The organism is Lysobacter sp. KIS68-7 (assembly GCF_021284745.1).
In the GTDB taxonomy this organism is placed as follows: Bacteria; Pseudomonadota; Gammaproteobacteria; order Xanthomonadales; family Xanthomonadaceae; genus Noviluteimonas.
In genome coordinates this window covers 196,999-223,083 of record NZ_CP089925.1, presented here as the reverse complement: position 1 = coordinate 223,083, position 26,085 = coordinate 196,999, and the positions used below count along the sequence as shown (strand labels likewise).

Here is a 26,085-nt window from a genome sequence, read left to right as displayed (position 1 = left end):
CGGGCATCGCGATTCATGTGGAAAACATGCGCGGTTGTCCGCTGCGCCCCGGGCGTCGCGTAAGGCAGGAGGAGTGGGGCAAGGATGCGTCGAACGGGCACACCCCTGACCCGGACCGCCGTGGCCGTCCCACTGCGCGCGATGCCCATCGCGCGGTACGCAAAGAGCACACCCGCGCGAAAGCCGGGGTCGCAAAGCTACGGGTCCTCCGGCATTCCCCCTGCCGCGGACAGCCGGGTTCCCGTGACCGCCCGATGGTGTCATCGCGCGGTTTTTTTTGAGGGAGGGAGGCGCTCGGCGGTGGGCTCAGCCCCCGCCGAGCGCATGCACGACTTCCACCTTGTCCCCGGGTTGCAGCGCATGCGTGGCGTGCTGGCCGCGCGGGACGATGGCGCCGTTGACCTCGACCGCGACGCGCCGGTCGGCCAGTCCTTCCAGGCGGAGGAGGTCGGCGATGGAAGCGGCCGGGGCCAGGGTCCGCGGCTCGCCGTTGAGCAGAATGTTCATGGGCGTATTGTCGCCGGTCGCACGACGGGCCGTCGCGTGTAGCATGGCCTTCACACCCCAGGGATCAGGAGCGTTTCGATGAAGTCGAACCACCGGGCCTTCCGGCCCGTCCGCCGTCTCCTTGCCGCCGCGCTCGCATTCGCCGCCTTGCCGGCCGCCGCGCAGACCTATTCGCAGACCGTGTTCTTCGGCGACAGCCTCACCGACTCGGGCTGGTTCCGTCCGGCGTTGATCCAGGTCGGTGGTCCGTCGGCCGCGGTGCTTGGGCGCTTCAGCACCAACCCGACGCAGGTGTGGTCCGAACACCTCGCCGATTACTACGGCACCAATGCGACCAGCGCCAACCAGGGCGGCACCAACTGGGCCACCGGCGGTGCGCGCACCGGCACGACGTACGCCGGTCCGCTTGGCGAGATCGCATCGCTCAATACGCAGATCACGCGTTACCTCACCGCCAACGGCGGCCATGCGGACGCCAACGCGCTGTACAGCGTGTGGGGCGGCGCGAACGACCTGTTCGCCATCACCGACGGCGCCGATCCGGCGACCACGATGGCGCAGGCGGTCGGCGCGCAAGTGACCAACGTCGCGATGCTCTCCGGCGCCGGCGCGCGTTACATCATGGTGGCCACGGTGCCGGACCTCGGCGCGACGCCGGCCTTCCGCGCGCAGGGCCCGGTTGCACAAGCCACCGGCACCGCGCTGGCGTCCACGTACAACGACGCGCTGTTCAACGGCCTGGCCTCGCAGGGCCTGCGCGTGATTCCGCTCGACACCTTCAACCTGTTGCGCGAAGTCATCGCCGATCCGGGCGCCTACGGTTTCACCAACATCACCGGCACCGCGTGCCAGCCGCAGATCACCGCGTCCTCGCTCACCTGCAACCCGGGCACGTACGTGTCGGGAGATGCGCCGAACACCTACCTGTTCGCCGACGGCGTGCATCCCACGGGCCGCACGCACGAGATGATCGCGCAGTACGCCGAATCGATCCTCGAAGCACCGCGCCAGATCGCGCTGTTGCCGTACACGCAATCGCTGACCGGCAAGATGCGCGCCGAGCAGGTGTCCTCGCACGTCGCCGGCAAGCCGGAACAGGACGGCGTGGCGTGGTGGGGCAACGTGCGCGGCGACAACCAGCGCTCGGAAGCGAACAACTACGACGGCACGGGTCCGGCGGTGTTGTTCGGTGTCGACTGGTCGAGCGGCGACTTCGTGTTCGGCGGCTTCGCGGGCTGGGGCTCGCAGGACTTCGACTTCGGCCATCGCATGGGCGACTTCCAGCAGGACGACCTGTCGATCGGCGGCTTCGCCGGTTGGTATTCGGGCGATGCCTGGGTCAACGCGCAGCTGAGCTGGACCAAGACCAGCTACGACGTGGACCGTCGCGTGCACCTCGGCCCGGTCGAGCGCGGCTATGAAGGCTCCCCGGACGGCGACAACACCACCTTCGGCCTCAACGGCGGTTGGGACTTCCACGCCGGCGCGTTCACGCATGGTCCGGTGGCGTCGGTGCTCGTCCAGCGCATCAGCGTCGATGGCTATGCCGAAAACCGCGTCGACTCCGCGGGCCTGGCCTATCCCGACCAGGATCTCGACTCGACGGTCGGCAGCCTCGGCTGGCAGGCCAGCTACAAGATCCACGACACGGCCATGCCGTACGCGAAGATCGCGTGGGAACACGAGTTCGAAGACGCGCCGGAAGAAGCGTTCGCACGTTCGCTCACGCTCGCGAGCACGCTGCCGTATGCCGTGCCGAACCTGCAGCACGACGAGAACTACGGCACGCTCTCGCTCGGCGTGCGCACGCAGTTCTGGGGCGTGGACACCGACATCGGCGCGATGGGCAGCTTCGACCAGACCGGCGGCGACTATGCGACGGTCTTCGTGACCTTCGGCAAGCACTTCTGATCGACGAAAACAAAAGCGCCGGCCTTTCGGGGCCGGCGCTTTTTTGTTGTTCGAAGAGTGGAGCGGGTGATGGGAATCGAACCCACGCTAGCAGCTTGGGAAGCTGCAGTTCTACCATTGAACTACACCCGCGGTGGGCGGCAGTCTATGCCCCGGGCCCACCGCTGGCAACGCGCGGCGCAGACTGCCGACAGGCCTTCATTCCGCTAACACGCGCTCGTTTATGCTGCGCGCCCCACGTCATGAACCCCGGCCGGATCGCCCCGGCCGGCTCGGTATTCCCGGAGGAGCGATGGCCCCGCGAGTCGTGCTCGGTTGGCGGGAATGGTTGGCGTTGCCGGCACTGGGCATCGTCGCCATCCGCGCGAAAGTCGATACCGGCGCGCGCAGTTCTTCGCTGCACGTGGACAAGCAATGGCGCTTCACCGAAGGCGGCGCGCCCTGGGCGGGCTTCCGCATCTCCACGGGCATCCTGGGCGGGCAGGTCATCGAAGCGCAGGCGCCGGTGCACGACGAACGGCCTGTCACCGATTCGGGGGGCAACGCGAGCCTCCGGGTGTTCCTGCGCACGCCGCTGCGCGTGGCCGGCGTGGAGCGCGAGGTGGAAATCAACCTGACCGATCGGCGCGGCATGCTGTTTCCGATGCTGCTCGGCCGGACCGCGCTCGCCCGTGCGTTCGTCATCGATCCGGCCCGCTCTTTCCTGCACGGCAAGCCCTCCTTCGGAGCCCCCACCGAATGAAACTCGCGATCCTCTCGCGCAATGCCAAGCTCTACTCGACCCGGCGCCTGGTCGAGGCGGCGCGCGAACGCGGCCACAGCGTGCGCGTGCTCGATCCCTTGCGCTGCTACATGCGCATCGCCGTGGACGGCTTCGCCATGCACCACCAGGGCAGGCCGCTGACGGGCTACCAGGCGGTGATCCCGCGCATCGGTGCATCGGTCACGCGCTACGGCACGGCCGTGCTGCGCCAGTTCGAGCTGATGGGTTCCTACACGCCCAATCCGTCCGATTCGATCCTCAAGGCGCGCGACAAGCTGCGTTGCCACCAGATCCTCGCCGCGCAGGGCCTGGGCCTGCCGGCCACCGTGTTCGGCGACAACCCCGACGACACGGGCGATTTGCTGAAGATGCTCGGCCCCACGCCGCACGTCATCAAGCTCAATGAGGGCACGCAGGGCGCGGGCGTGATGCTCACCGAAAAGCTCTCCGCCTCGCGCAGCGTGATCGAAGCCTTGCGCGGCCTGTATGCGAATTTCCTGGTGCAGGAGTTCGTCGCCGAAGCCAAGGGTGCGGACCTGCGGTGCTTCGTCGTCGGTGGACAGGTCGTCGCGACGATGAAGCGGCAGGCACCGCGCGGCGATTTCCGTTCGAACCTCCATCGCGGCGGCACGGCCAAGGCCGTCACCGCGACCGCGGCCGAACAGCAGACGGCGGTTCGGGCCGCCCAGCTGCTCGGGCTGGGGGTGGCGGGCGTGGACCTCATCCGGTCCCGGCGCGGCCCCCTGATCCTGGAGGTCAACGCCTCCCCCGGCCTGGAGGGGATCGAGACGGCCAGCGGCGTCGATATTGCAGGGAGCATCATCGAATGCGTGGCGAAGAGCGCCAAACGGTCGTCTTCGCCCGCCCCCAAGGCCCTGGTCCACCCGGGGTGAGGGTTCGCATTTTCCCGCCGTTACAGCCTTCGGGCCGCCGGTTTTTAACAAGGGTTTAATCGGCCCGGCCTTAGCCTGTGCCCTACCGCAGATCTGTCTGTAGGCCGCTCGGCGACACGCAACGGACGAAGCAGATTACGGTCATCGGGGCTTGATTTGGCCCAGGCACGGTCAACGTGCCTGGGCCTTTGTTTTTTCGGCGCCCCGTTCGATAGTGGTGCGTGCGTTGATGCCGTCGTCGCTTCCGGAAATGGCAGAATCGCGCCCGTCCACTGCCGCTTGCCGGAACCCCGGCACGCGCGCCGGGTCGAACAACACCCCCCATCGAGGACACCGCCCGGATGCGCATTCTTGTCATCGAAGACAACCAGGACATCGCAGCCAACCTCGGCGACTACCTCGAGGACCGTGGCCACACGGTCGATTTCGCGGCGGACGGCGTCACCGGCCTGCACCTGGCCGTGGTGCACGACTTCGATGCGATCGTGCTCGACCTCAGCCTGCCGGGCCTGGATGGCCTGGAGGTGTGCCGCAAGCTGCGCAATGAAGCACGCAAGCAGACGCCGGTGCTGATGCTCACTGCGCGCGATTCGCTCGACAACAAGCTCGCCGGTTTCGATTCCGGCGCAGACGATTACCTGATCAAGCCCTTCGCGCTGCAGGAAGTCGAAGTGCGCCTCAACGCGCTCGCGCGCCGTGGCCGTGGCGTGCAGACGCGCGTGCTCAACGTCGGCGAACTCGAATACAACCTCGACACGCTCGAAGTGCGGCGCGAAGGCAAGCTGCTCCAGCTCAATCCCACCGCGCTGAAGATCCTGCAGGCGCTGATGGAAGCCTCGCCCGCGGTGGTGACGCGCCAGGAACTGGAAACGCGCGTTTGGGGCGAAGAACTCCCGGATTCGGATTCCTTGCGCGTGCATATCCATGGCCTGCGCGCGGTGGTCGACAAGCCGTTCGACACGCCGCTGATCCAGACCCGCCACGGCATCGGTTACCGGATCGCCGCGCCAGATGCCGCAAGCTGACACCGCGCGCCGCCCCGTCCGCCGTTACCGGCGGCAGCTCCGCAGCCGCATCATTTTGTCGTTCGTCCTGCTCGGGTTCGGGCTGACGGCGCTGTTCGCCTACGCGGTGGACAAGGTGCGCAACCAGGTCGAGGACAAACTCGTCGTCGACCTGATGAACCGCAACATCGACCTGTACGCGCAGCAGTACGCGCGCGATCCGCAGAACCCGAGCCTGCCGGTCGACCAGATCCGCGCGTTCGCGTTCACGCCCGACAAGTTCGAGAGCGTGCGCGAGAACCAGCCGCAGTGGTACGAGCTGCCCGACGGCATCCACGGCCTCAGCGGCGTGGACGAAAGCGGCGCGGCGTTCTCCTACAAGCTCGCGGTGCGCAAGACGCCGCAGGTGTGGTTCTTCCTCGCCTACGACATGACGCAGACGCTGCGCGGGCAGGAGCAGTTCAATCGTGCGATCTACGGCTCGGTGGTGTTGTTCACGCTGCTTTCGCTGCTCGTCGGTTGGTGGGCGGCCTCGCGCGTGATGAGCCCGGTGTCGGAACTGGCGAACCGACTGAAGCGCTCGGGGCGCAGTACCGATCCGGTTTCGCTCGCCGCGCATTTCCCGAACGACGAAGTCGGCCAGCTCGCCGCCGCGCTCGACGATTACGCCGCGCGCCTGACCGAAGTCGTGCAGCGCGACCGCGAATTCAACGCCGACGTCAGCCATGAATTGCGCACGCCGCTGGCGGTGATCCGCGGTGCGACCGAGCTGCTGCTCGCGCGCCCCGAACTCGACGATCGCATGCAGGCGCGCCTGCGTCGCATCCAGCGCGCCGAACAACAGTGCACGGACCTGATCAGCGCGCTGCTTCTGCTCTCGCGCAACGAGCGCGGCCATGGCGTGTGCGATGTGCGCAAGGTGGCCGACCAGTTGCTCGACACCCATCGCGCGCAGCTGGGCGGCAAGCCGCTGGTGCTGCGGATGGAAGGCGAGGGCGGCGTGGTGGTGGATGCGCCGGAGGCCGCGGTCGCGGTGGCGCTCGGCAACCTCATCGGCAACGCGGTGAAGTACACGCACGAGGGCGAGGTCGTCGTGCGCATGCTGTCCGATGCGGTCGAGGTGATCGACACCGGCCCGGGGCTCACGGCAGAAGAAGCGGCGCGCTTGTTCGAGCGCGGTTTCCGCGGCACGCACGCCGAGCATTCGCAGGGCGCGGGCATCGGTCTGTCCATCGTGCGCCGCCTCTGCGCGCTCTACGGCTGGGACGTGCGCGTGGTGCCGGGCGAGAAGCGTGGCGTCGTCGCCACGCTTCGCTTCGGTGAAGTCAAGCCCTGAGCGTCAGCCGACCGGTTCGAGCCAACCGTACTTGTCCGGCGTCTTGCCGTTGAACAGGCCGAAGAACAGCTCCTGGATGCGACGCGTCACCGGGCCCGCGCGACCGGCGCCGACCTGGCGGCCGTCGACCGAACGGATCGGCGTGATTTCCGCCGCCGTGCCGCACATGAAGAGTTCGTCGCACAGGTAGAGGTATTCGCGCGGCAGGTCGCGTTCGACGACATCGATGCCGTTGTCGCGCGCGAGCGTGATCAGCGTGTTGCGCGTGATGCCGTTGAGCAGCGCGGCGCTGACGGGCGTGGTGTGCAGCGCGCCGTCGAACACCAGGAACAGGTTTTCGCCCGCGCCTTCGCTGAGCAGGCCCGTGGAAGCGAGCGCGATGCCTTCGCCGAAGCCGAGGCGACGCGCTTCGCGCGCGACCAGCTGGCCGGAGAGATAGTTGCCGCCCGCCTTCGCACCCGCGGGGATGGTGTTCGGCGCGAAGCGCTGCCAGCTCGACACGCAGGCATCGATGCCTTCCTCGAGCACGCCTTCCCCGAGGTACGCACCCATCTGCCACGCGGCGACGGCGACGTCGGTCGGCGTGTCGGCAGAGAGGCCGAAACCGCCGAGGCCGCGATACGCGACCGGGCGCAGGTAGGCCTTGCCCAACGCATTCTTCTTGATCACGGCGCGGCACGCGGCGTTGATCTCGTCCACCGTGTACGGCATCGCCATCTCGTAGATGCGCGCGGAGGCGAACAGGCGACGGTTGTGGTCGGTCAGTCGGAAGATCGCGGGGCCGTCGGGCGTCTCGTAGCAGCGAATGCCTTCGAAAACCGACGAGCCGTAGTGGAGCGCATGCGACATGACATGCGTGGTGGCCTCGGCCCAGGGCTTGATGGATCCGTTGTGCCAGATCCATTCGGGGTAGCGCATCGTCATGCCGGCGGCTCGCGTCGTGGGGAAGCCGCAAATTGTAAGCGGCGGAGGCCTAGAGCGAGATCCACCAGCAGCCGTATTTGCGCCGCAAGCCAAGCGTGGTGCGTGAGGGCGTGATGCCGTTGCCTTGGGTCTGCTCCAGGCGCAGGCCGACGGGCGGTCGGCGGGCGGTGGTCCGGGGGACGTCGTCGGAGCCGCCTGGCGGCACCACCGTGGTCTCCTCTGCCGTGCTGTCGCTGATGGGCGAGAGGTCGAGCAGCGGGCGATGGGTGATGGCGTCGAGGCGGTCCATCACGGCGTTGGCGGCGGCATCGGACATGCCGGCCCAGTCGTAGACGCCGGAAAGCCGGTTCGGATCCTGCGATTCGATGGCGGTCCGGATCTCGAAGGCCAGGTCCTGCAGCGTGCGCGAGCAGCCGGCGCGGTAGAGCCCGGTATTGACGTTGCCCGCTGCGGCCGCCCGGGCGCTCGCCGGTGGCGAAGGAAACGCCGTCGCGCCCAGCGCTTCGCATTTCTGGTCGGTGTACAGCGGCTTGCCGTCGGGCATCACGCACTTGCGGACCTGCGCGGACGCGGGCCCGCCGCAGGCAAGCGCCAGCAGGGCGACGGCGGGGGCAAGGCGTCGGGGGAAGGTCGCCATCCGCGCAGCCTACCGCGCGGCGCCGGCATCAGAAGCGAACGAAGTAGCAACCCCGGTAACGCGCGACGTCGAAGTCCTGCATCGTCGTCGCGCCGCCACTGCCGAACTGGAGCTGCATCACGCCGCCGGAGGGGGGCGCGTGCGCGGAGTCGCTGGCGTCGGCCATGGCGATCCAGCCGCTGCCGATCGATGCGTCGTAGTAGCTCGCGTCCACGAGCGGTTGCTTCGCCAGGTGTTCGAGCCGCCGCATGGTGGCGGTGGCCTCGCGCTGCGACATGCCCACCCAGTGGTAGCTCTCGGCGATGCGGTTCACGTCGCCGAGTGCGAACGAGCCGCGCAGGTCCATCGCCAGTTGCGTCGGCGTGTGCGCGCATCCGCCGGCGACGGCGCGCCGGCCGATCGCATCGCGCGCAGCGGACATCGTGTCTTCGTCGAGCGAGGCAGGGGCGATGGTTTCGTAGCCGTCGGGTGCAACGCCGGTGATCTCCGCTTCCAGCGCCTGTTCGCGCACGATGCGCGTGGCGAGTTCATCGCGCATCGCGACCGTGCGCGCACCGAAGGCGCGGCAGGGCTTGTCGGTGTAGACGGCGCTGCCGTCGCTTGCCTGGCATGCGCGGATGGGGCCTGCCGCTTGTGCGCGTTGCGGCGCCGGCAGTGCGACGCAGCACAGCGCGATGACAAAGCCGGCGACCAGCGACGATTTCATGTGGGCACTGCGCGTTGTGTCGGAGCGCGCAGCATTCGCCTGCGCGCGTCAACGCGTCGTGCCTGAACACGTGAATTCCTTGCGAATTCAACGCATGAGATCGAGGACGTTCAGAGTCGGTTTCGAAAGATTGAGCGTGTAGAAGTGGAGCGACGGTGCGCCGCCTTCGATCAGCCGGTCGCACAGGTTGGCGACGAACTCGGCCGCGAACGCGCGGATCGAATCGGCATCGTCCCCGTAAGCGAGCATGCGCTTGCCGATCCACCGCGGGATCTCCGCGCCGCAAGCTTCGGAGAAACGCCGCAACTGCGCGAAGTTGGAGATCGGCATGATGCCCGGCACGATCGGGATGTCGATGCCGAGCTTGCGTGCGTCGTCGACGAAGCGGAAGTACGCGTCGGCGTTGTAGAAATACTGCGTGATCGCCCCGTCCGCGCCCGCGTCGGCCTTCGCCTTGAAATGTTTCATGTCGGCGAAGGCATCTTCGGCCTGCGGATGCATCTCCGGATAGCAGCCGACTTCGATGTGAAAGAAGCCGTCGTGCTCGGTGCGGATGAACTCGACCAGCTCCGACGCATAGCGGAAGTCGCCCATGCGCGCCATGCCCGAGGGCAGGTCGCCGCGCAGCGCGACGATGCGACGGCAGCCCAGCGCGCGATACAGCTTGAGCAGCGAACGCAGTTCCTCCTGCGTGCCGCCCATGCAGGAGACGTGGGGAGCGGCGTCCAACCCGTGTTCCTCGCGCAGGCGCTGCACGGTTTCGGGCGTGTAGGAGAGCGTCGAACCGCCGGCGCCGAAGGTGCAGGACACGTACTCGGGCTTGTGCGACTTCAGCCGGGCCGCGGTGCGATCCAGTTGCAGGCGTTGCTCGTCGGTCTTGGGCGGGTAGAACTCGAAGGAAACCGGAACGCGCAGGGTCATGTCGGAGATCCGTTGCGGGTCTTCAATACGAAGCGGGCGGCCGAAGCCGCCCGCGACGTGGCTCAGTAGCGGTAGTGCTCGGGCTTGAACGGGCCCTCGAGCGACACGCCGAGGTAGTCCGCCTGGGCCTGCGTGAGCTTGGTCAGCTTCACGCCGATCTTCTCCAGGTGCAGGCGCGCGACTTCCTCGTCGAGGTGCTTCGGCAGGCGGTACACCGTCTTCTCGTACTTGTCCTTGTTCGCCCACAGGTCGATCTGCGCGAGCGTCTGGTTCGAGAACGAGTTCGACATGACGAAGCTCGGGTGGCCGGTGGCGCAGCCGAGGTTCACCAGGCGGCCTTCGGCGAGCAGGAACATCGCGTTGCCGTTCGCGAAGACGTACTTGTCGACCTGCGGCTTGATGTTGATGCGCTGGGCGCCGGAGGCATTCAGTGCGTCGACCTGGATCTCGTTGTCGAAGTGGCCGATGTTGCAGACGATGGCCTGGTCCTTCATGGCCTTCATGTGCTCGAGCGTGATGACGTCCTTGTTGCCCGTCGTCGTCACGTAGATGTCGGCGCGGCCGAGCGTGCTTTCGAGGGTGTTGACCTCGAAGCCTTCCATCGCGGCCTGCAGGGCGCAGATCGGGTCGATCTCGGTGACCACGACGCGCGCGCCGTAGGCACGCAGCGAGTGCGCCGAACCCTTGCCGACGTCGCCGTAGCCGCACACCACCGCGACCTTGCCGGCGAGCATCACGTCCATCGCGCGCTTCAGGCCGTCGGCCAGCGATTCGCGGCAGCCGTAGAGGTTGTCGAACTTCGACTTGGTGACCGAGTCGTTGACGTTGATCGCCGGCACCAGCAGCTTGCCCTGTTCGGCGATCTGGTAGAGGCGGTGCACGCCGGTGGTCGTCTCTTCGGAGACGCCCTTCCAGTCCTTGACGACGTTGGTCCAGAAGCCCGGGCGCTCCTTGGCGACGCGCTTGAGCAGGTTCTTGATGATCTGCTCTTCGTGCGAGTCGGACGGCGTGTTCACCCAATCCGAACCCTGTTCGAGTTCATAGCCCTTGTGGATCAGCAGTGTCACGTCGCCGCCGTCGTCGACGACGAGTTCCGGACCCTTGCCACCCGGGAAGGTCACTGCGTCGAGCGTGCAGTCCCAGTATTCCTCCAGCGTCTCGCCCTTCCACGCGAACACAGGCGTGCCGGTCGCGGCGATCGCGGCGGCGGCGTGGTCCTGCGTCGAGAAGATGTTGCACGAGGCCCAGCGCACGTCGGCGCCGACGTCCTTGAGCGTCTCGATCAGCACGGCGGTCTGGATGGTCATGTGCAGCGAGCCGGTCACGCGCACGCCCTTGAGCGGCTTGGCGGCGGCGTGCTTGCGGCGGATGGACATCAGGCCCGGCATCTCGTGCTCGGCGATGTCGATTTCCTTGCGGCCCCAGTCGGCGAGCGAGATGTCGGCGACCTTGTAATCGTGGGACGGTTTGACTTGTGCGTTCATGGCGTTTGCTCCGTATATCGAGCGGGCGCCGTTGCTTGGTGCACTCCTTCGAGCCTGGCCGTGCCTATCCACGGTCGCAGCGCCCCTCGAAGAAGCAGGGCGCGCGGCATTGCGCCGCGCGCCCGATTTCGTGTCGCTTACTTCTTCAAGCCGCCATCCTTGCGCAGCTCGTCGGCCTTGTCCGTCTTCTCCCAGGAGAATGCGGTGGCCTTGTGCTTCTTGCCGTTGCCGTCGACGTATTCCACTTCCTTCGGCTTGCGGCCGAAGTGGCCGTACGAGGCGGTGGCCTGGTACACCGGGTGGATCAGGTCGAGCATCTTCACGATGCCGTACGGACGCAGGTCGAAGTGCTTGCGGATCAGCTTTTCGATCTTGTCGTCGGAGATCTTGCCGGTGCCGAAGGTGGTCACCGAGATCGAGGTCGGCTCGGCGACGCCGATCGCGTAGGAGACCTGCACTTCGCACTTGTCGGCCAGGCCCGCCGCGACGATGTTCTTCGCCACGTAGCGCGCCGCGTAGGCGGCCGAACGGTCGACCTTCGACGGATCCTTGCCCGAGAACGCGCCGCCGCCGTGGCGGGCCATGCCGCCGTAGCTGTCGACGATGATCTTGCGGCCGGTCAGGCCGCAGTCGCCCACCGGGCCGCCGATCACGAAGATGCCGGTCGGATTGATGTGCACCTTGTTCTTCGGCAGCTTGTCGAGCCAGTTCTTCGGCAGCACCGGCTTGAGGATGTGCTCGTACACGCCCTCGACCAGGTCCTTCTGCTTGATGCCCGGATCGTGCTGCGTGGAAAGCACGACGGCGTCGAGGCCGACGATCTTGTTGCCTTCATAGCGCAGCGTGACCTGCGACTTCGCATCGGGGCGCAGCCACGGCAGCTTGGAGTTCTTCGCCTTGCGCACCTTGGCCTGCTGCTCGACCAGGCGGTGCGAGTAGTAGATCGGCGCGGGCATGAATTCCGGCGCTTCGTTGCAGGCGTAGCCGAACATCAGGCCCTGGTCGCCCGCGCCCTGTTCTTCCGGCTTCTTGCGGTCCACGCCCGCGGCGATGTCCGGCGACTGCTTGCCGAGCATGTTGATGATCGCGCAGGTGTGGCCGTCGAAGCCGACGTCGGAGTTGTCGTAGCCGATGTCGTTGATGACCTTGCGCGCGAGGGATTCGATGTCGACCCACGCACCGGTGGTCACTTCACCGGCAACAATTGCGGCACCCGTCTTCACCATCGTTTCGCAAGCCACGCGCGCGCGCTTGTCCTGCGCCAGGATGGCGTCGAGCACCGCGTCGGAGATCTGGTCCGCGATCTTGTCGGGATGGCCTTCGGAAACGGATTCGGAGGTAAACAGGTAGCTGGAGCTGGTCATCGCTGCTTATATCCTTTGATTCGGATGAAAGGATGGCCGGGCATTGTACAGGCCCCCGGACGGAATTGCGCATCTTGCCCCTTCGAGGTGGCAAATTGGGGTATGGACTCGTTCACACACCTGTTCGTCGGTGGCGCGATCGCCGCCGCCATCGCCCCGCCGGGCCATCGCCGCGCGGCCTTGCTGGCCGGCGCGGCCCTCAACACGCTGCCCGACATCGATGTCCTGCCCTTACTGCTGAGCGGCGACCCGGTCGTGCGCATGACCTGGCACCGCGCGGCGACGCACTCGCTGCTCGTGCTTCCCTGGGTGGGGCTGCTGCTGTGGTGGTGGTTCCGGGGCAGGGGCGGGCGCGTGGCGGAAGCGCCGCGACGATGGTTCTGGATCTTCCAGTGCGCGTTGCTGTCGCACCCGTTGCTCGACGCCTGCACGATCTACGGCACGCAGCTGTGGTGGCCATTGCCGGTGCAGCCGACGATGCAGGGCGCGCTCTTCATCTTCGACCCCGCGCTGACCCTGCCACTGGTGATCGGTTGCCTGATGGCGGCGTGGTTCGGTGCCCGGCCCGCGGCGGGCAAGGCCTTGGCCGCGTCGATCGCGATCGCCTGCGCCTACATCGGGTGGGCCTTCTTCGCGCAGTCGATGGTGGATCGCGCGGCCCAGCGTTCGCTCGCTGCGATGGGCCTGGGCGACGCGCCGCGCTTCGTCACGCCGATGCCGTTCAACACGCTGCTGTGGCGCGTGGTGGCGATGACGCCGGACGGGTTCGTCGAAGGGCAGCGCTCGGTGGTCGCCGACCGCGGGCCGATGCCGTTCACCCACCATCCTTCGGACACCCGCGCGCTGGAGGAAGTGCGCGCGCAACCGAACGTGGCGCGCCTGCTGTGGTTCAACCACCACTTCGCGAAGGCCGAGGTCCACGAAAACAAGCTCATGCTGACGGACCTGCGCATGGGCGCGGAACCGGATTACGCCTTCCGCTTCGCGGTGGCCGAGCGCGAAGGCGATGCATGGCGCGCGATCCCGACGGAAGAAATGGCGTGGCCGTGGGATGCGCGTCGTCGCTTGCGCGAGATGTGGACGCGCATCTGGGTCGAGCCGACGAGCTGATCGACGCGCAGACCGTTCGCACGAGCGACAAGAGGGATCGACCAGACACGCCGCCGCTGGACGCACACACTGCGTCCGTGGTTGACGGTTGCGCAGCCGCCCGTCGTGAGACGGCGCCGACGACACATTCCCCTGCATACCTGTGACTCGCACACCGACGTCGCGCTCGTCATCCACGGCTTCAAGCGGCGGCAGGCAGCTCCGGCGCCACGCCCGCGACGAGCGCGTCGAAGTAATCCCGCGTCAGGCGCAGCTGCGCCTCGGCGGATTCCGCCTGGTTCACCACGTGGCGGAACGCATGGTTCTCCGGCCGATCCTTCGCATACCAACCCAGGTGCTTGCGCGCGATACGCACGCCCGAGGGTTCGCCGTAGAACGCGTGCAAGGCCTCGAGATGACCGAGCAGGAGCTCACGGATTTCCGACAGCGTCGGCGGTGCCATGTGTTCGCCGGTCGCCAGGAAATGCGCGATCTCGCGGAAGATCCACGGCCGTCCCTGTGCGGCGCGCCCGATCATCACTGCGTCGCAGCCGGTGTGGCGCAACACGGCGGCGGCTTTCTCCGGCGCGTCGATGTCGCCGTTGGCGATGACGGGAATCGACAGCGCGGCTTTCACTTCGGCGATCGTGTCGTACTCGGCCGTACCGGTGTATTGCTGGTCGCGCGTGCGGCCATGGATGGCGAGCGCGGCGATGCCCGCGGATTCGGCGATGCGCGCGATCGCGAGCGCGTTCTTCCGGTCGGCGGCCCAGCCCGTGCGGATCTTCAGCGTGACCGGCACGTCCACGGCGGCGACCATCGTGTCGAGGATGCGCGCGACCAAAGCCTCGTCGCGCATCAGCGCCGAGCCGGCCCAGGCGTTGCACACCTTCTTCGCGGGGCACCCCATGTTGATGTCGACGATCTGCGCGCCGTGGTCCACGTTGTGGCGCGCCGCCTCGGCCATGATGGCCGGCTCCGTGCCGGCGATCTGGACGCTGATCGGCGCAGGCTCGCCGACGTGGTCCATGCGGTGCAGGGACTTGGCGGTGTTCCAGAATCGCGGATCGGACGTGGTCATTTCCGAGACGCACAGGCCCGCGCCCATGCGTTTGCAGAGCACGCGGAACGGCTTGTCCGTCACGCCCGCCATGGGCGCGAGGATCACGTTCGGAGCGAGGGCGTAGGGGCCGATGCGCATGGCGCCGGCGAGTTTACAGGGGTCGCGGCGAGAGCCTGGGCATGGATACGGCCGCACCCGCGAACTCGGTCGAGCGCGCCGCATACCGGGCCGCGAAGCGCACGTGTTCGGCGAACGGGACCTCGACCTGTGCCAGCGAAGCAGCGAGGGCGCCGCTGAAGGCGTCGCCGGCGCCGGTGGTGTCGATGGCGGTCGCGGGGAAGGCGGGGATGCGTAGGCAAGCGGCGTCGTCGCCGCGCCAAAGATCGCCATGGGAGACGAAGGCGCCGGCCGCGCCCAACGTGACCACCACCGTGCCATGGGGCAGGAGGCGGCGGCACAGTGCATGCAGGCGGGCGTCGTCGAGGTCGGCGACGTCGCTGGCTTCGACGCGCTCGCCCACGTGGCGTGTGAGCAGGGCGACGAATTCGGTTTCGTTCGGCGTTGCGATGTCGGCGGCCGCGAGCAGTGCCGCGTCGACGTCGGCATTCGCGGGCGCCGGATTGAGCAACGTGATCGCACCGTGCGTGCGTCCGAAGCCCAACGCGGCCAGCACCGCCTCGCCGGGCGTTTCGCATTGCACGAGCACCACGCGCGCATCCTCGAATGCCGCGCGCTGCGCCTGGATGCAATGCACGTCGAGATCCGCGTTCGCGCCCGGCCCGATCACGATGCTGTTGCGCCCTTCGGCGTCGACGTAGATGCCCGCCGTGCCGGTCGGCTGCGGGCTGCGTTGTTCGATCAGGTCGATGCCATCTGCTTGCGCGAGCGCGCGCGCGAGCGCGGCGCCGGCATCGTCGCCGAGTGCGCACAGGAAGCGTGTCGATGCACCGGCGCGCGCAGACGCCACCGCCTGGTTGAAGCCCTTGCCGCCGGGGCCGGTCGCGTAACGACCGGCGAGCGTCTCGCCCGGGCGCGGCAGCGTTTCGCAGCGCCACACGTGGTCGACGTTGAAGGATCCGACGACGACCACGCGATCGCGCACGGCGCTCATTCGATCAGCCGAAGTAGGTGAGCACGCCCGCGATCGTCGCCGTCATGAACGTGGCGATCGACCCGCCGAGCACCGCACGCAGGCCGAAGCGCGCGAGGTCGCCGCGGCGTTCCGGCGCAAGGCCGCCGATGCCGCCGATCTGGATCGCGATCGACGAGAAGTTGGCGAAGCCGCACAGCGCATACGTCGCGATCAGCTTGCCCTGGTCGGTCAGCAGGACGCCGGGGACCTTGCCGTTCACGATGTCGGCCAGCTGCAGGTAGGCCACGAACTCGTTGATGACGACCTTCTGGCCGATGAGCGAACCCACGGTCGTCGCGTCCTGCCACGGCACGCCGATGACCCACGCGACCGGCGCGAGGACGTAACCAAAGATCGTCGCGAGGCTCGTCGGCTTGCCGATCGCGGCTTCGATGCCCGAGACGTGGCCGAGCCAAGTGAGCGGCGAATCGATCAACGCGATCAGCGCGATGAAGGCGAGCAGCATCGCGCCGATGTTCAGCGCCAGGCGCAGGCCGTCGCCCGCACCGGACGCCGCGGCGTCGATCACGTTGCTCGCGGTCTTCTCCACTTCCATCTTCACCGTGCCGCGCGTGAGCGGCGTGCCGGTTTCAGGGATGAGCACCTTGGCGATCACGAGCGTCGCAGGCGCGGCCATGATGGACGCCGCGAGCAAGTGCTTGGCGTAGAACGCCTGCTGCACCGGATCGCCGCCGCCGAGCATGCCGACGTACGCGGCGAGCACGCCGCCGGCGATGTGCGCCATGCCGCCGATCATCATCGTGATCAGTTCCGACTCGGTCATGCGCGGGATGTAGGGACGCACCGTCAGCGGCGCTTCGGTCTGGCCGATGAAGACGCTCGCGCACACCGAGGTCGTCTCCGCGCCCGACACGCGCATCACCTTGGTGATCGCCCACGCCATCGCGCGCACCACCGCCTGCATCACGCCGAGGTGGTAGAGCACGCCCATCAGCGAGGCGAAGAAGATGATCGTCGGCAATACCTGGAAGGCGAAGATGAAGCCGTACTTCGAGGTGTCCATCAGCGAGCCGAAGATGAAGGTCGAGCCCGCCGCGACGAAGCTGAGCACCTTCACGAAGCCCTGGCCGAGCCAGTCGAACACATCGCGTCCGCCCGGCACGAGCAGCACGAGCGCGGCAAAGCCGATCTGCAGCGACACACCCGTGACCACCAGGCGCCAGTCGACGGCCTTTTTATTGTTCGAAAACAGCCACGCGATGCCGATCAGCACCACGAGGCCGAACAGGCCGAAACCGACCCGGGCCAGCGCATCCATCGATTATCCCCATAGGCCCCTGCGGCCGACGGCGCAGCCTAGTGCAGGGTGCCGGATCGGGCAACCGAGGCTTGCCCCGGTGCGCAACGCATTCAGGTATCGCGCGCGAGCACGCGGTTGCGGCCCGAACTCTTGGCCACGTTGAGGCGCTGGTCGGCGCGTCGCAGCAGGCCCGAGAGATCGCTGGCCTCGTGCGGAAAGCTCGCCACGCCGGCGCTGAAAGTGAGCAGCAAGGGATCGGCGCCCTGGTCTGGCACGAAGCGACGCGAGAACAAGGTGCGCCGCATGCCGTCCACGCGTTCCCACGCCGTCCCCAGCGGTTTGCGCAGCACCAGCACGAATTCCTCGCCGCCCAGGCGCACGAGCCATTCGCCGTCCTCGAGCGTGTCGCGCACCAGGTCGACCACGTGCATCAGCGCGCGATCGCCAGCGTGGTGGCCGATCTCGTCGTTGATGCGCTTGAAGTGGTCCAGGTCGATGAGCGCCACGCACAGGCTCACGCCATCGCGCTTGGCCGCGTCGAGCAGGCGCGGGAAGCGGTGCACGAGCCAGGTGCGGTTCGGCAGCCCCGTCAGGCCATCGGTGCCCGACATTTCCACCAGGCGCTGCATGCGATAGACCACCATCGCCATGATCAGCGTGAAGGCGATCAGCAGCACCAGGCGTTGCAACTGGCCGCCCAGGCTCACGGTGCCGTAGTCGCTGGAGATGAGTTGGTCGGGCGAAGCGATGCGGAACACGATCGCGGTGAGCAGCGTGTACTGCAGCACCGCGAGCCCGCCGACGAACAAGGTGACGCGCCCGTCGTTGCGCAAGGCGGTCAGCGCGATGGCGAGCAGGTAGCCGCACCACACGATCATGCTGTTGAGGCCCGCGGGCAGGTGGTTCGCCGCGAGCATCACCAGCACGATGGTGGTGGCGCTGACATCGAACGCACCCGAGCCGTAGGGCAGCCACCGATAGCGGCGCTTCTGCCGCGCCAATGCCAGCCACACCTGCGCGAACAGGTTCACGAACACCGCACCGGCCAGGCCGATCAGCGTTTCGTTGAACTGCCCGCCCGTGATCGCGTTCGCGAGCGGCAGGAGCAGCAGCATCGCGGCAATGACCACGCGCAGGCGCGCGACCAGCAGCTCGCCGCCCGCACCGACCTCGAGCATCACCTCGTCGGGTCGTTGCAGGATCGCGGACGCGATATCGCGGTAGTGGCGACTCTCGGCGTGCATCGATGTCCCCGGTGGCCCGCCTCGTGCGGACGCTCCCCGGCCGGAGGATAGCGCGTCAGTGCAGGCCGCGGAACGCGGTCCACAGCGCCAGCGCGAGGAACAAGAGCGCCGCCGTGATGCGCGCTGCACGCAGCGGCAAGCGTTGCGAGAAGCGGCTGCCGAGCAGCACCACCGGCACGTTGGCCAGCAGCATGCCCACCGTCGTGCCGGCCACCACTTGCCACAGCGGGTGGTACTTCGCGGCCAGCAGCACGGTGGCGACCTGCGTCTTGTCGCCGATCTCCGCCAGGAAAAACGCGATGGTCGTCGCGATGAAGGCGTTGCGCGCGGGCAGGGACTGGTCGTCGTCGATCTTGTCGGGCTTCAGCGTCCACAGCGCGATGGCGAAGAAGCTGACGGCCACGACCCAACGCAGCACTTCGGGCGTGAGCCACGCCGCGGCGATCACGCCGAGCCAGCCGGCGAGTGCGTGGTTGAGGATGGTGGCCAGCAGGATGCCGCCGACGATCGGCACCGGCTTGCGGAAGCGCGCGGCCAGCAGCAAGGCCAGCAATTGGGTCTTGTCGCCGATCTCGGCGACGGCGACGGCGAGGGTCGAGACGAGGAACGTCTGCATCGTTGGAAACTCCGGGGGCCGGGCATTCGCATGGACGCGAAGGCGACGCCACGCAGCCCGGCCCGGCTCATCGCCAGTTCGTGCGCAGCGCTCGCCTTCGGTCTTGCTCCTGCAGCGCGTGCTGCAGCCGTGCGCCATGGCCTGTCGACCAAGTGTGTTGGCGCACGGTCCGCGCGGCATGAAGCGGCGCGGCGAGCTACTCCCCGGAGGTAAGTGGGGCGCATTGTAATCGTCCCGCTCGCACGGCGCGACGTAGACTGGCCGCCCTCATCCCCTACGGCCGCTTGCCATGCAATACCGTCGACTCGGTTCTTCCGGCCTGCAGTTGTCCGCGCTGTCCTTCGGTGCGTGGGTCACCTTCGGCAACCAGGTGGGGCGGGGCGAGGCGCGCGAACTGATCGCGGCCGCGTGGGACCACGGCATCAATTTCTTCGACAACGCAGAGGGTTACGCCGACGGCGAGGCCGAGCGGGTGATGGGCGACGTGCTCGCCGACCTGCGCCTGCCGCGCGACAGCTGGTGCGTGTCGAGCAAGGTGTTCTTCGGTTCTTCCACGGGTCCGCGGCCGACGCAGAAGGGCCTGTCGCGCAAGCATGTGCACGATGCCTGCAACGATGCGTTGCGCCGGCTGCGCGTGGATTACCTCGACCTGTATTTCTGCCACCGGCCGGATCCGGACACGCCGATCGCAGAGACCGTGTGGGCGATGGACACCCTCGTTCGCCAGGGCAAGGTGCTGTACTGGGGCACGTCGGAATGGCCGGCGCAGGCGATCCGCGAAGCGCACAAGGTGGCCAAGGCGCACCACCTGCATGCGCCGACGATGGAACAGCCGCAGTACAACCTGCTGCATCGCGAGCGCGTCGAACTCGAATACGCGCCGCTGTATGCCGAACTCGGCCTCGGCACCACCGTGTGGTCTCCGCTCGGCTCGGGCCTGCTCACCGGCAAGTACAACGACGGCGTGCCGAGCGATGCGCGCCTGGGCCAGGAAGGCTACGCGTGGTTGCAGAAGTGGGTGCTGGGCGATGCGGATTCGCGCCGCGTCGAACGTGCGCGCAAGTTCACGTCGATCGCGAAGGAACTGGGCGTGGCGCCGGCACCTTTGGCCATCGCCTGGTGCCTGCGCAATCCGCACGTGTCGACGGTGCTGCTCGGCGCGACGCGCAAGGACCAGTTGCTGCAGAACTTCGAAGCGCTCGACCTGGTCGGCCGCTTCGACGATGCGACGTGGTCGCGGCTCGAGGCCGCGACCACCTGAGTCGAACGTCGGTCAGAGCGTCTCGCCGCGCATGTCGGTGTCGATGATCATGACGCTGCGCGCCGCATCGGGTGCAGCGGTCGTGTCATCCCATTTCAGGTCCAGCGAAGCGGTCGGCGCCGGAGGCGGCGGAGGCGGCAGCGGCGCCTTCGGAGCGCGCGGCGCTGCAGGCGGCGCGGGCGGTGCCGGCGGCGGCGGAGGCGGGAGCACGAAGTCCAGCTTCGGCGCCTTGATGCGCGTGCTCGCCGTCTTGCGGTCGCGCAGGTATTCCACCAGCGCGAGCTGATCGGCGTCCTTGCCGCGCAGCGCATCCATCGCTTCGCGCGGCGAGTCCACCGCGCGTCCGTCGATCTTCTGGATCACGTCTCCCGGTTGCAGGTTCGCCAACTCCGGCCCCGTGCTGAGTACGAGCACGCCTTGGTCGGTACCGAAATAACGCCCGAGCTTCGGATCGATGGACGCCAGGTTGAGGCCGTTCCAGCGGAAGGCTTCGGCGAGCGCGGGGAACTTGCAGTCCTTGCCCTTGCAATCGCCGCGCGGCCCGATGCGGATGACTTCTTCGCCGACGTCCGGCGCCATGCCCGGCAGGCGGATCTTGCGCAGCTGGATGTCCGGCTGAGGCCCGCCGGTGCCGACCCAGAACACGTCCTTCTCCAGGGTCGGCGTGACGTTCACCGTCTGCACCTTGCCGTCGCGTGCGTAGCCGATGCGCACCGTCTTGCCCGAGTCGAGGTCGGCGGTGAGCTTGCGCACGTTGTCCAGGCGCAACTCGCCGTTGCTGCCGAGCACCTGCGTGCCGTTGACGCTGGTGATGCGATCGCCCGCCTTGAGGCCGGCCTTCGCCGCGCCGCTGTCGGGTGTCACGGCGGCGATGCGCACGCCGGACTGTTCGTCGGGCGCGAGCACGACGCCGATGACCGGGCGACCGGGCCCGTGGCGCTGGATGATCTGGACGTCGGGGCCGCCTTCGCGTCCGAGTTCGCGGTTGATTTCGGCGACGCGCCGCGCGGCCTGGTCCAGGTCCTTCTGCGCGGCGGCGAGCTGGGCCTGCAGCGCGGCATCGGACTTGGCTTTCGGTGCGGTCTGCGCCATGGCCGCGCTGCCGGCGAGCACGCAGGCGAGCGCGGTGGCGAGGAGGGTGGGCGTGCTGGGCTTCATGGTGTCCTCGGGAGCTTCGAGTGGATGTACGTAGTCAGGGATGCGGCAGTGCGCGAAAGCGTCGCAGTCAGTCGACGCGCACGAGCGCGCCGTCGTAGCCCTCGCCGTGCGAGGCGAGCAGGCGACGCGTGCCTTCGAAGGTCACGCTGGAGCGCAGCGCTTCCACGCGGGCCTGCCACAGGGCGATCTGGCGGTCGCGCGGCAGGTCGGGGGTGCGCAGCTGTGCGTCGATGCGGGCGAGTTCGGCGTCGAGGTTGGCGGCCACTTCGGCGGCGCTGCCGCTGGAGACAGTGTCGTCGCGCGCGATCGCAAGCACGCTCTCCAGCTGCGCGGATTCTGCGTAGAGCTGTTCGAGCGGATCGGTCGGCGCGGGCGTCGTCGCGACCACGGTCTGCGTCGGCGCTTCGACCTTCGACGGCGTGGGGCCGAGCAGGCGCAGCGGCACGACCACGGCGAGCGCGAGCACAGCGGCGATGGCCAGGCCGGCGATCCAACGGTTCGCGCGATGGCGCACGGGCAAGCGCTGCGCGATGTCCTGCCATGCATCGGTGTCGGGGCGCTCGAGCGGGAGCGCTGCGAAGGCCGCGCTCCAATCGCGCGGTGCACCTGCGCCACCAGGGGCAGTGCGGTGGATGTCGTCACGCATGGGCGTCCTCCGGGATCGCGAGGGCGGCGCGCAGTTTCTTGGTGCCGCGCGCCAGCTGGGATTTGGAAAAGCTCGCGGTGCGCTGCATCAGCGTCGCGATTTCGTCGTGGGTGTAGCCCTCGGCGTGGTACAGCCAGAGGACGCTGCGCGTCGCCGGAGGCAGGGAGGCGAGCGCGCGTTGCAGGATCGCCGCGTCGGCAGCGGCAGGCGGGAGCGGTGCGTTGTCCTCGGGGAAGATCGAGGCGTCGTCCACGCCGACTTCCTGCGCGAATTTCCGATCGCGACGCAGGCGCATCAGCGCTTCGTTCACCGCGATCTGTCGCAGCCAGCCCCAGAACGGGCTGCCCGCGCCACGGAACTCGCCGATCCGGCCGATCACCTTGAGCATCGTCTCCTGCAACACGTCGCGCGCCTCCTCCCGGTCGCCGCTCATCCGCAAAGCCAGGGTGTAGACCGGGCGTTCGAACCAACGGTAGAGCTGCTCGAGCGCCGCGTGGTCCCCGGCACGCGCACGGGCGAGCAGGGCGTCGGGGACATCGATGGCGAAACTCGAATGGGCGGTCATCTGCAGCCGTGGATGCCCGAAGGGGCGAAAGCGTCGCAATGCCGGTGGCACCGGCCGACCCTATACTCCGGCCGACACCGAATGGGGGAACGCAAGAATGACCTTGAGCTGGATGCTGAGTGCGATTGTCGTCTTCCTGGTCCTGGTGGCCGTCATGAAGGCGGTCCGCATGGTGCCGCAGGGCTACGAATGGACGGTGGAGCGCTTCGGCCGCTACACCCATACCCTGGACCCGGGCCTGCACCTGCTGGTGCCGATCTACCAGCGCATCGGCCGCAAGATCAACATGATGGAGCAGGTGATGGACGTGCCGAGCCAGGACGTCATCACCAAGGACAACGCCGTGGTGAAGGTCGACGGCATCGTCTTCTTCCAGGTGCTCGACGCGGCCAAGGCCGCCTACGAGGTGGCGCAGTTGGAGATCGCCATCCTCAACCTGGTGATGACCAACATCCGTACCTCGATCGGTTCGATGGACCTGGACGAGTCGCTGTCCAAGCGCGACGAGATCAACGCCAAGGTGCTCGTCGCCGTCGACGCCGCCACGCACCCGTGGGGCCTGAAGGTCAACCGCATCGAGCTCAAGGACATCCAGCCGCCGCGCGACCTGATCGATTCGATGGCGCGGCAGATGAAGGCGGAGCGCGAGAAGCGCGCCAACATCCTGGAAGCCGAGGGCCACCGCGCCTCGGCGATCCTGCGCGCCGAAGGCGAGAAGCAGGCCGCGATCCTCGAAGCCGAAGGCCAGCGCGAAGCCGCGTTCCGCCAGGCCGAAGCGCGCGAGCGCCTGGCCGAAGCCGAAGCGAAGGCGACGCAGATGGTCTCGGACGCGATCGCGGGCGGCAACGTCAACGCCATCAATTACTTCGTCGCTCAGAAGTACATCGAGGCGTTCAAGTCGCTGGCCGAAGCGCCGAACCAGAAGTTCGTGCTGATGCCGATGGAATCGGCGGGCGTGATCGGTTCGCTCGGCGGCATCGCCGAACTCGCGCGCGAAGCTTTCGATCGCCCGGCGCCGCGCGTGGCCGCGCCCGCAGCCGCAACACCGCGGAGCGGAGGCTGACCGATGCGCATCGACGTCTTCGTGTGGGCGGCGATCGCGCTGCTGCTGTTCGCGGCCGAGGTGCTCGCGCCCGGCGCCTTCATGCTGTGGCTCGGGTTCGCCGCGACGGCGACCCTGCTGCTCGTGCTGGTGTTGCCGGGCCTGTCGGTGCTGATGCAGGCCAGTGTCTTCGGCGTGCTCGCGATCGTGTCGCTGCTGGTCTGGCGGCGCTGGTTCCGTCGCAGCCGCGAATCGGCCGACGGGTCGGCGACCCTCAACCGACGCACCGCCGCCCTGGTCGGGCGCGTGGTGCCGCTGGAGCGCGCGATCGTCAACGGCCATGGGCGCGTGCAGATTGCCGATGCGTTCTGGGACGTGGTCGGCCCGGACCTGCCGGCAGGCACGCCGGTCCGCGTGATCGGTGCCGATGGCATGACCCTGCGGGTGGGCGCGGCCGGCTGAGCCAGCCCTTGGTGCGATAATCGCGGGCTTCCGACCCCACGGCAGCCCGCATGACGCAGAAGACCCTCCTCAACGACACCCATCGCGCACTCGGCGCCAAGATGGTCGACTTCGGCGGATGGGACATGCCGCTGCACTACGGCTCCCAGGTCGACGAACACCATCTGGTGCGCAGCGACGCGGGCATGTTCGACGTCTCGCACATGACGGTCGTCGACCTGCGCGGCGCGAAGGTGCGTGACTTCCTGCGCAAACTGGTCGCCAATTCCGTCGACAAGCTCAAGGTGCCGGGCAAGGCGCTGTACACGGCGATGCTCAATCCGCAGGGCGGCGTCGTCGACGACCTCATCGTCTATTACATGGGCGAGGAATTCTTCCGCCTGGTGGTCAACGCCGCCACGCGCGAGAAGGACCTCAAGTGGATCGGCGAACAGGCGAAGCCCTTCGCGATCGACGTGATCGAACGCCCCGAGTTCGGCCTGGTCGCCGTGCAGGGCCCGACGGCGCGCGAGCGCGTGATCGGCCTGCTCGATGATGCGAGCGCCGCGGCGGTCGGCAAGATCGCGCGCTTCGCCGCCACCGAGGCGACCTCGAAGGACGGCGTGCCGCTGTTCGTCGCGCGCACCGGTTACACCGGCGAAGACGGCTTCGAGATCCTCGTGCCGGAAGCCCGCACAGTCGATTTCTGGAACGCCCTGCTTGCCGCAGGCGTGAAGCCGGCCGGCCTCGGCGCGCGCGACACGCTGCGCCTGGAAGCCGGCATGAACCTCTATGGCCAGGACATGGACGACACGGTCTCGCCGTACGAAGCGGGCCTTGCCTGGACGGTCGCGCTCGACGAAGGCCGCGACTTCACCGGCCGCGCCGCGCTCGAAGCGCAGAAGTCCGCCGGCGTGCCGCGCCAGATGATCGGCCTGGTGATGGACGAGAAGGGCGTGCTGCGCCACGGCCAGAAGGTGCTCACCGACAACGGCGAGGGCGAGATCCTCTCGGGCACGTTCTCCCCGACGCTCGGCAAGGCCATCGCCTTCGCCCGCGTACCGGCCGGCGAGCCGGGCAACGTCCGCGTCGACATCCGCGGGCGTGAAGTCCCGGTCCGCGTCGTGAAGTTCCCGTTCGTGCGCGAAGGCAAGGCGCAGCCGGGCATTTGATGCGCTATAAAATCCACACCCTCCCCAAGACGAAGCGATGCACGGAGCACCCCGATGAATGAGATTCCCGGCGACCTGAAGTTCATGAAGTCCCACGAGTGGGCGCGCGTCGAAGGCGATGGCAAGGTCACCATCGGCATCTCCGACCATGCGCAGGGCCTGCTCGGCGATCTGGTGTACGTCGAACTTCCCAATGTCGGCGACCGCGTCGAAGCGGGCACCGCAGTCGCCGTCGTCGAGTCGGTGAAGGCTGCCTCCGACGTCTATTCGCCGGTCACCGGCAAGGTCGTCGAGGTCAACGCCGCGCTGTCGGACAAGCCGGAAACGATCAACGAGGACGCCTACGGCGACGGCTGGATCTTCGTGATCGAAGCCGAGGAACCGGAGCAGCTCAACGACCTGCTCGGCCCCGACGACTACGCCGAACTGCTCGAAGAAGAAGACCACTGACGTCGCGTTCCGACGTCCGCCGCGCGTGTCGCGGCACCTCGATCCGGCCGCCTCGCGCGGCCGGATTCGTTTCCGGCGACGCCGCGCACTTCGCGCATTTCGTGCCAATCGGGTTTGTTGCGACGCGCCATCGGGCAACTTTTTTTCGCCGATCGTCGAGGGCGTTCCAGGCATGTCGATGCCCCTTCGGGCATGCGTCGCGGGCGTGTCGCGGAACGGCGCGCAAGGCGTCGCGTTCGCCCGCGCAAGTTTCGCAGAGTGCTTAAATCAAGATGTTTTCGCGCGAGGCGTCCCATGCATGCAACGCTGGCGCATGCCGTCCCGATGCCGCGTGCATCGCCCGCGACGGCATGCCGCGGGGCGACGAACGGCGCGGTGCCCGTGGAAAAAAATCGTAGGGGGTTGTTGACAAAGAAAAAAACCGTAATTAGGTTTCGCGCCAAGCAGACATAACTGCGGAAACGAGTGAGTCGAAAATACACGACAGCGCGAAGC

26 protein-coding genes, 1 tRNA gene and 2 riboswitches are annotated in these 26,085 nt (G+C 67.8%); of the genes, 11 read left to right on the top strand and 16 right to left on the bottom strand.

Features of this window, described 5'->3' with window-relative positions; genetic code table 11:
• The first annotated feature begins 155 nt into the window (after positions 1-155).
• Positions 156-246, top strand: a riboswitch (cyclic di-GMP riboswitch).
• Positions 247-306: 60 nt separating this feature from the next.
• Positions 307-507, bottom strand: coding sequence for a sulfur carrier protein ThiS (gene thiS, locus LVB87_RS01075; protein ID WP_232899080.1), 201 nt, complete (start codon positions 505-507; stop codon positions 307-309).
• A 78-nt stretch (positions 508-585) separates the two neighbouring features.
• Here thiS and LVB87_RS01070 point away from each other — a divergent pair, with 78 nt between their 5' ends.
• A complete protein-coding gene (locus LVB87_RS01070) occupies positions 586-2,418 on the top strand; it encodes an autotransporter domain-containing protein (RefSeq protein WP_232899078.1) in 1,833 nt (610 codons plus the stop codon).
• Positions 2,419-2,476: 58 nt separating this feature from the next.
• On the opposite strand, the gene LVB87_RS01065 is transcribed toward LVB87_RS01070, so the two are convergent.
• A tRNA-Gly gene (locus LVB87_RS01065) sits at positions 2,477-2,550 on the bottom strand.
• A 160-nt stretch (positions 2,551-2,710) separates the two neighbouring features.
• On the opposite strand from LVB87_RS01065, the gene LVB87_RS01060 reads away from it, so the two are divergent.
• From LVB87_RS01060 to LVB87_RS01045, 4 genes are all read left to right on the top strand, one after another.
• Positions 2,711-3,160 (top strand): RimK/LysX family protein, encoded by a 450-nt coding sequence (locus LVB87_RS01060; protein WP_232899075.1) that lies wholly within the window; start codon positions 2,711-2,713, stop codon positions 3,158-3,160.
• The gene (gene rimK / locus LVB87_RS01055; RefSeq protein WP_232899074.1) at positions 3,157-4,074 is read left to right on the top strand and encodes a 30S ribosomal protein S6--L-glutamate ligase; all 918 of its coding nucleotides are present in this window, start codon (positions 3,157-3,159) and stop codon (positions 4,072-4,074) included. The genes LVB87_RS01060 and rimK overlap by 4 nt, the downstream gene beginning before the upstream one ends.
• A 341-nt stretch (positions 4,075-4,415) precedes the next feature.
• Entirely contained in the window at positions 4,416-5,099 is a 684-nt protein-coding gene (locus tag LVB87_RS01050) for a response regulator transcription factor (protein ID WP_232899073.1), read from the top strand.
• Entirely contained in the window at positions 5,086-6,414 is a 1,329-nt protein-coding gene (locus LVB87_RS01045) for a HAMP domain-containing sensor histidine kinase (RefSeq protein ID WP_232899072.1), read from the top strand. Before LVB87_RS01050 ends, LVB87_RS01045 begins: the two co-directional genes overlap by 14 nt.
• 3 nt (positions 6,415-6,417) lie before the next feature.
• Here the strand turns inward: LVB87_RS01045 and LVB87_RS01040 are convergent, their stop codons facing one another.
• The 6 genes from LVB87_RS01040 to metK all read right to left on the bottom strand — a co-directional run bounded on the left by LVB87_RS01040 (position 6,418) and on the right by metK (position 12,450).
• Positions 6,418-7,338 carry a branched-chain amino acid transaminase gene (locus LVB87_RS01040; protein ID WP_232899071.1) on the bottom strand — a complete coding sequence of 307 codons (921 nt, stop codon included), beginning with the start codon at positions 7,336-7,338 and terminating at the stop codon, positions 6,418-6,420.
• Positions 7,339-7,387: 49 nt separating this feature from the next.
• On the bottom strand, positions 7,388-7,975 hold the full coding sequence (locus tag LVB87_RS01035) for a hypothetical protein (RefSeq protein ID WP_232899070.1): 588 nt from the start codon (positions 7,973-7,975) through the stop codon (positions 7,388-7,390).
• Between the two features lie 28 nt (positions 7,976-8,003).
• Entirely contained in the window at positions 8,004-8,681 is a 678-nt protein-coding gene (locus LVB87_RS01030) for a hypothetical protein (protein ID WP_232899069.1), read from the bottom strand.
• A gap of 87 nt (positions 8,682-8,768) precedes the next feature.
• Positions 8,769-9,602 carry a methylenetetrahydrofolate reductase [NAD(P)H] gene (metF, locus tag LVB87_RS01025; protein WP_232899068.1) on the bottom strand — a complete coding sequence of 278 codons (834 nt, stop codon included), beginning with the start codon at positions 9,600-9,602 and terminating at the stop codon, positions 8,769-8,771.
• A gap of 62 nt (positions 9,603-9,664) precedes the next feature.
• Positions 9,665-11,086 (bottom strand): adenosylhomocysteinase, encoded by a 1,422-nt coding sequence (gene ahcY / locus LVB87_RS01020; protein WP_232899067.1) that lies wholly within the window; start codon positions 11,084-11,086, stop codon positions 9,665-9,667.
• A gap of 16 nt (positions 11,087-11,102) precedes the next feature.
• A riboswitch (S-adenosyl-L-homocysteine riboswitch) is annotated at positions 11,103-11,180 on the bottom strand.
• 43 nt (positions 11,181-11,223) lie between these two features.
• Positions 11,224-12,450, bottom strand: a complete 1,227-nt coding sequence (metK, locus tag LVB87_RS01015) for a methionine adenosyltransferase (RefSeq protein WP_232899066.1) — start codon at positions 12,448-12,450, stop codon at positions 11,224-11,226.
• A 102-nt stretch (positions 12,451-12,552) separates the two neighbouring features.
• Between metK and LVB87_RS01010 the strand changes: the two genes are divergently transcribed.
• The gene (locus LVB87_RS01010; RefSeq protein WP_232899065.1) at positions 12,553-13,560 is read left to right on the top strand and encodes a metal-dependent hydrolase; all 1,008 of its coding nucleotides are present in this window, start codon (positions 12,553-12,555) and stop codon (positions 13,558-13,560) included.
• A 181-nt stretch (positions 13,561-13,741) separates the two neighbouring features.
• Here the strand turns inward: LVB87_RS01010 and dusB are convergent, their stop codons facing one another.
• The 5 genes from dusB to LVB87_RS00985 form a co-directional block, all read right to left on the bottom strand.
• Complete coding sequence (dusB, locus tag LVB87_RS01005) at positions 13,742-14,740, bottom strand: tRNA dihydrouridine synthase DusB (protein ID WP_232899064.1); 999 nt, start codon at positions 14,738-14,740, stop codon at positions 13,742-13,744.
• 13 nt (positions 14,741-14,753) lie between these two features.
• Positions 14,754-15,713: a ribokinase gene (locus tag LVB87_RS01000; RefSeq protein WP_232899063.1), complete on the bottom strand. Its 960-nt coding sequence runs from the start codon at positions 15,711-15,713 to the stop codon at positions 14,754-14,756.
• 4 nt (positions 15,714-15,717) lie between these two features.
• Complete coding sequence (locus tag LVB87_RS00995; protein WP_232899062.1) at positions 15,718-17,013, bottom strand: nucleoside transporter C-terminal domain-containing protein; 1,296 nt, start codon at positions 17,011-17,013, stop codon at positions 15,718-15,720.
• Between the two features lie 92 nt (positions 17,014-17,105).
• Positions 17,106-18,239 (bottom strand): GGDEF domain-containing protein, encoded by a 1,134-nt coding sequence (locus LVB87_RS00990; RefSeq protein ID WP_232899061.1) that lies wholly within the window; start codon positions 18,237-18,239, stop codon positions 17,106-17,108.
• Between the two features lie 55 nt (positions 18,240-18,294).
• A complete protein-coding gene (locus tag LVB87_RS00985; RefSeq protein ID WP_232899060.1) occupies positions 18,295-18,855 on the bottom strand; it encodes a TMEM165/GDT1 family protein in 561 nt (186 codons plus the stop codon).
• 289 nt (positions 18,856-19,144) lie between these two features.
• On the opposite strand from LVB87_RS00985, the gene LVB87_RS00980 reads away from it, so the two are divergent.
• Entirely contained in the window at positions 19,145-20,116 is a 972-nt protein-coding gene (locus LVB87_RS00980) for an aldo/keto reductase (protein ID WP_232899059.1), read from the top strand.
• A 12-nt stretch (positions 20,117-20,128) separates the two neighbouring features.
• On the opposite strand, the gene LVB87_RS00975 is transcribed toward LVB87_RS00980, so the two are convergent.
• The 3 genes from LVB87_RS00975 to LVB87_RS00965 all read right to left on the bottom strand — a co-directional run bounded on the left by LVB87_RS00975 (position 20,129) and on the right by LVB87_RS00965 (position 22,485).
• Positions 20,129-21,274 carry a PDZ domain-containing protein gene (locus LVB87_RS00975; RefSeq protein ID WP_232899058.1) on the bottom strand — a complete coding sequence of 382 codons (1,146 nt, stop codon included), beginning with the start codon at positions 21,272-21,274 and terminating at the stop codon, positions 20,129-20,131.
• A gap of 67 nt (positions 21,275-21,341) precedes the next feature.
• Complete coding sequence (locus LVB87_RS00970; protein ID WP_232899057.1) at positions 21,342-21,920, bottom strand: hypothetical protein; 579 nt, start codon at positions 21,918-21,920, stop codon at positions 21,342-21,344.
• The gene (locus LVB87_RS00965; protein WP_232899056.1) at positions 21,913-22,485 is read right to left on the bottom strand and encodes a sigma-70 family RNA polymerase sigma factor; all 573 of its coding nucleotides are present in this window, start codon (positions 22,483-22,485) and stop codon (positions 21,913-21,915) included. Before LVB87_RS00965 ends, LVB87_RS00970 begins: the two co-directional genes overlap by 8 nt.
• 97 nt (positions 22,486-22,582) lie before the next feature.
• Here LVB87_RS00965 and LVB87_RS00960 point away from each other — a divergent pair, with 97 nt between their 5' ends.
• Genes LVB87_RS00960 through gcvH form a run of 4 tightly spaced genes read left to right on the top strand, consistent with a single transcriptional unit; the run spans position 22,583 to position 25,590 of the window.
• On the top strand, positions 22,583-23,548 hold the full coding sequence (locus LVB87_RS00960; protein ID WP_232899055.1) for an SPFH domain-containing protein: 966 nt from the start codon (positions 22,583-22,585) through the stop codon (positions 23,546-23,548).
• Between the two features lie 3 nt (positions 23,549-23,551).
• The gene (locus LVB87_RS00955; RefSeq protein WP_232899054.1) at positions 23,552-23,989 is read left to right on the top strand and encodes an NfeD family protein; all 438 of its coding nucleotides are present in this window, start codon (positions 23,552-23,554) and stop codon (positions 23,987-23,989) included.
• A gap of 50 nt (positions 23,990-24,039) precedes the next feature.
• Positions 24,040-25,140 carry a glycine cleavage system aminomethyltransferase GcvT gene (gene gcvT, locus LVB87_RS00950; protein ID WP_232899053.1) on the top strand — a complete coding sequence of 367 codons (1,101 nt, stop codon included), beginning with the start codon at positions 24,040-24,042 and terminating at the stop codon, positions 25,138-25,140.
• A gap of 54 nt (positions 25,141-25,194) precedes the next feature.
• The gene (gcvH, locus tag LVB87_RS00945; RefSeq protein WP_232899052.1) at positions 25,195-25,590 is read left to right on the top strand and encodes a glycine cleavage system protein GcvH; all 396 of its coding nucleotides are present in this window, start codon (positions 25,195-25,197) and stop codon (positions 25,588-25,590) included.
• Positions 25,591-26,085: the final 495 nt, after the last annotated feature.

Excerpts from the sequence above, each read along its gene's own strand:
- LVB87_RS00990 (WP_232899061.1), bottom strand. The coding sequence starts at position 18,239 with ATGCACGCCGAGAGTCGCCACTACCGCGATATCGCGTCCGCGATCCTG.
- LVB87_RS01070 (WP_232899078.1), top strand. The coding sequence starts at position 586 with ATGAAGTCGAACCACCGGGCCTTCCGGCCCGTCCGCCGTCTCCTTGCC.
- LVB87_RS00970 (WP_232899057.1), bottom strand. The coding sequence starts at position 21,920 with ATGCGTGACGACATCCACCGCACTGCCCCTGGTGGCGCAGGTGCACCG.
- LVB87_RS01060 (WP_232899075.1), top strand. The coding sequence starts at position 2,711 with ATGGCCCCGCGAGTCGTGCTCGGTTGGCGGGAATGGTTGGCGTTGCCG.
- LVB87_RS01035 (WP_232899070.1), bottom strand. The coding sequence starts at position 7,975 with ATGGCGACCTTCCCCCGACGCCTTGCCCCCGCCGTCGCCCTGCTGGCG.
- LVB87_RS00965 (WP_232899056.1), bottom strand. The coding sequence starts at position 22,485 with ATGACCGCCCATTCGAGTTTCGCCATCGATGTCCCCGACGCCCTGCTC.
- LVB87_RS01045 (WP_232899072.1), top strand. The coding sequence starts at position 5,086 with ATGCCGCAAGCTGACACCGCGCGCCGCCCCGTCCGCCGTTACCGGCGG.
- rimK (WP_232899074.1), top strand. The coding sequence starts at position 3,157 with ATGAAACTCGCGATCCTCTCGCGCAATGCCAAGCTCTACTCGACCCGG.
- metF (WP_232899068.1), bottom strand. The coding sequence starts at position 9,602 with ATGACCCTGCGCGTTCCGGTTTCCTTCGAGTTCTACCCGCCCAAGACC.
- LVB87_RS01010 (WP_232899065.1), top strand. The coding sequence starts at position 12,553 with ATGGACTCGTTCACACACCTGTTCGTCGGTGGCGCGATCGCCGCCGCC.
- LVB87_RS01050 (WP_232899073.1), top strand. The coding sequence starts at position 4,416 with ATGCGCATTCTTGTCATCGAAGACAACCAGGACATCGCAGCCAACCTC.
- LVB87_RS01040 (WP_232899071.1), bottom strand. The coding sequence starts at position 7,338 with ATGACGATGCGCTACCCCGAATGGATCTGGCACAACGGATCCATCAAG.
- gcvH (WP_232899052.1), top strand. The coding sequence starts at position 25,195 with ATGAATGAGATTCCCGGCGACCTGAAGTTCATGAAGTCCCACGAGTGG.
- LVB87_RS01030 (WP_232899069.1), bottom strand. The coding sequence starts at position 8,681 with ATGAAATCGTCGCTGGTCGCCGGCTTTGTCATCGCGCTGTGCTGCGTC.
- ahcY (WP_232899067.1), bottom strand. The coding sequence starts at position 11,086 with ATGAACGCACAAGTCAAACCGTCCCACGATTACAAGGTCGCCGACATC.
- LVB87_RS01000 (WP_232899063.1), bottom strand. The coding sequence starts at position 15,713 with ATGAGCGCCGTGCGCGATCGCGTGGTCGTCGTCGGATCCTTCAACGTC.
- thiS (WP_232899080.1), bottom strand. The coding sequence starts at position 507 with ATGAACATTCTGCTCAACGGCGAGCCGCGGACCCTGGCCCCGGCCGCT.
- gcvT (WP_232899053.1), top strand. The coding sequence starts at position 24,040 with ATGACGCAGAAGACCCTCCTCAACGACACCCATCGCGCACTCGGCGCC.
- LVB87_RS00980 (WP_232899059.1), top strand. The coding sequence starts at position 19,145 with ATGCAATACCGTCGACTCGGTTCTTCCGGCCTGCAGTTGTCCGCGCTG.
- LVB87_RS00985 (WP_232899060.1), bottom strand. The coding sequence starts at position 18,855 with ATGCAGACGTTCCTCGTCTCGACCCTCGCCGTCGCCGTCGCCGAGATC.
- LVB87_RS00955 (WP_232899054.1), top strand. The coding sequence starts at position 23,552 with ATGCGCATCGACGTCTTCGTGTGGGCGGCGATCGCGCTGCTGCTGTTC.
- metK (WP_232899066.1), bottom strand. The coding sequence starts at position 12,450 with ATGACCAGCTCCAGCTACCTGTTTACCTCCGAATCCGTTTCCGAAGGC.
- LVB87_RS00975 (WP_232899058.1), bottom strand. The coding sequence starts at position 21,274 with ATGAAGCCCAGCACGCCCACCCTCCTCGCCACCGCGCTCGCCTGCGTG.
- dusB (WP_232899064.1), bottom strand. The coding sequence starts at position 14,740 with ATGCGCATCGGCCCCTACGCCCTCGCTCCGAACGTGATCCTCGCGCCC.
- LVB87_RS00995 (WP_232899062.1), bottom strand. The coding sequence starts at position 17,013 with ATGGATGCGCTGGCCCGGGTCGGTTTCGGCCTGTTCGGCCTCGTGGTG.
- LVB87_RS00960 (WP_232899055.1), top strand. The coding sequence starts at position 22,583 with ATGACCTTGAGCTGGATGCTGAGTGCGATTGTCGTCTTCCTGGTCCTG.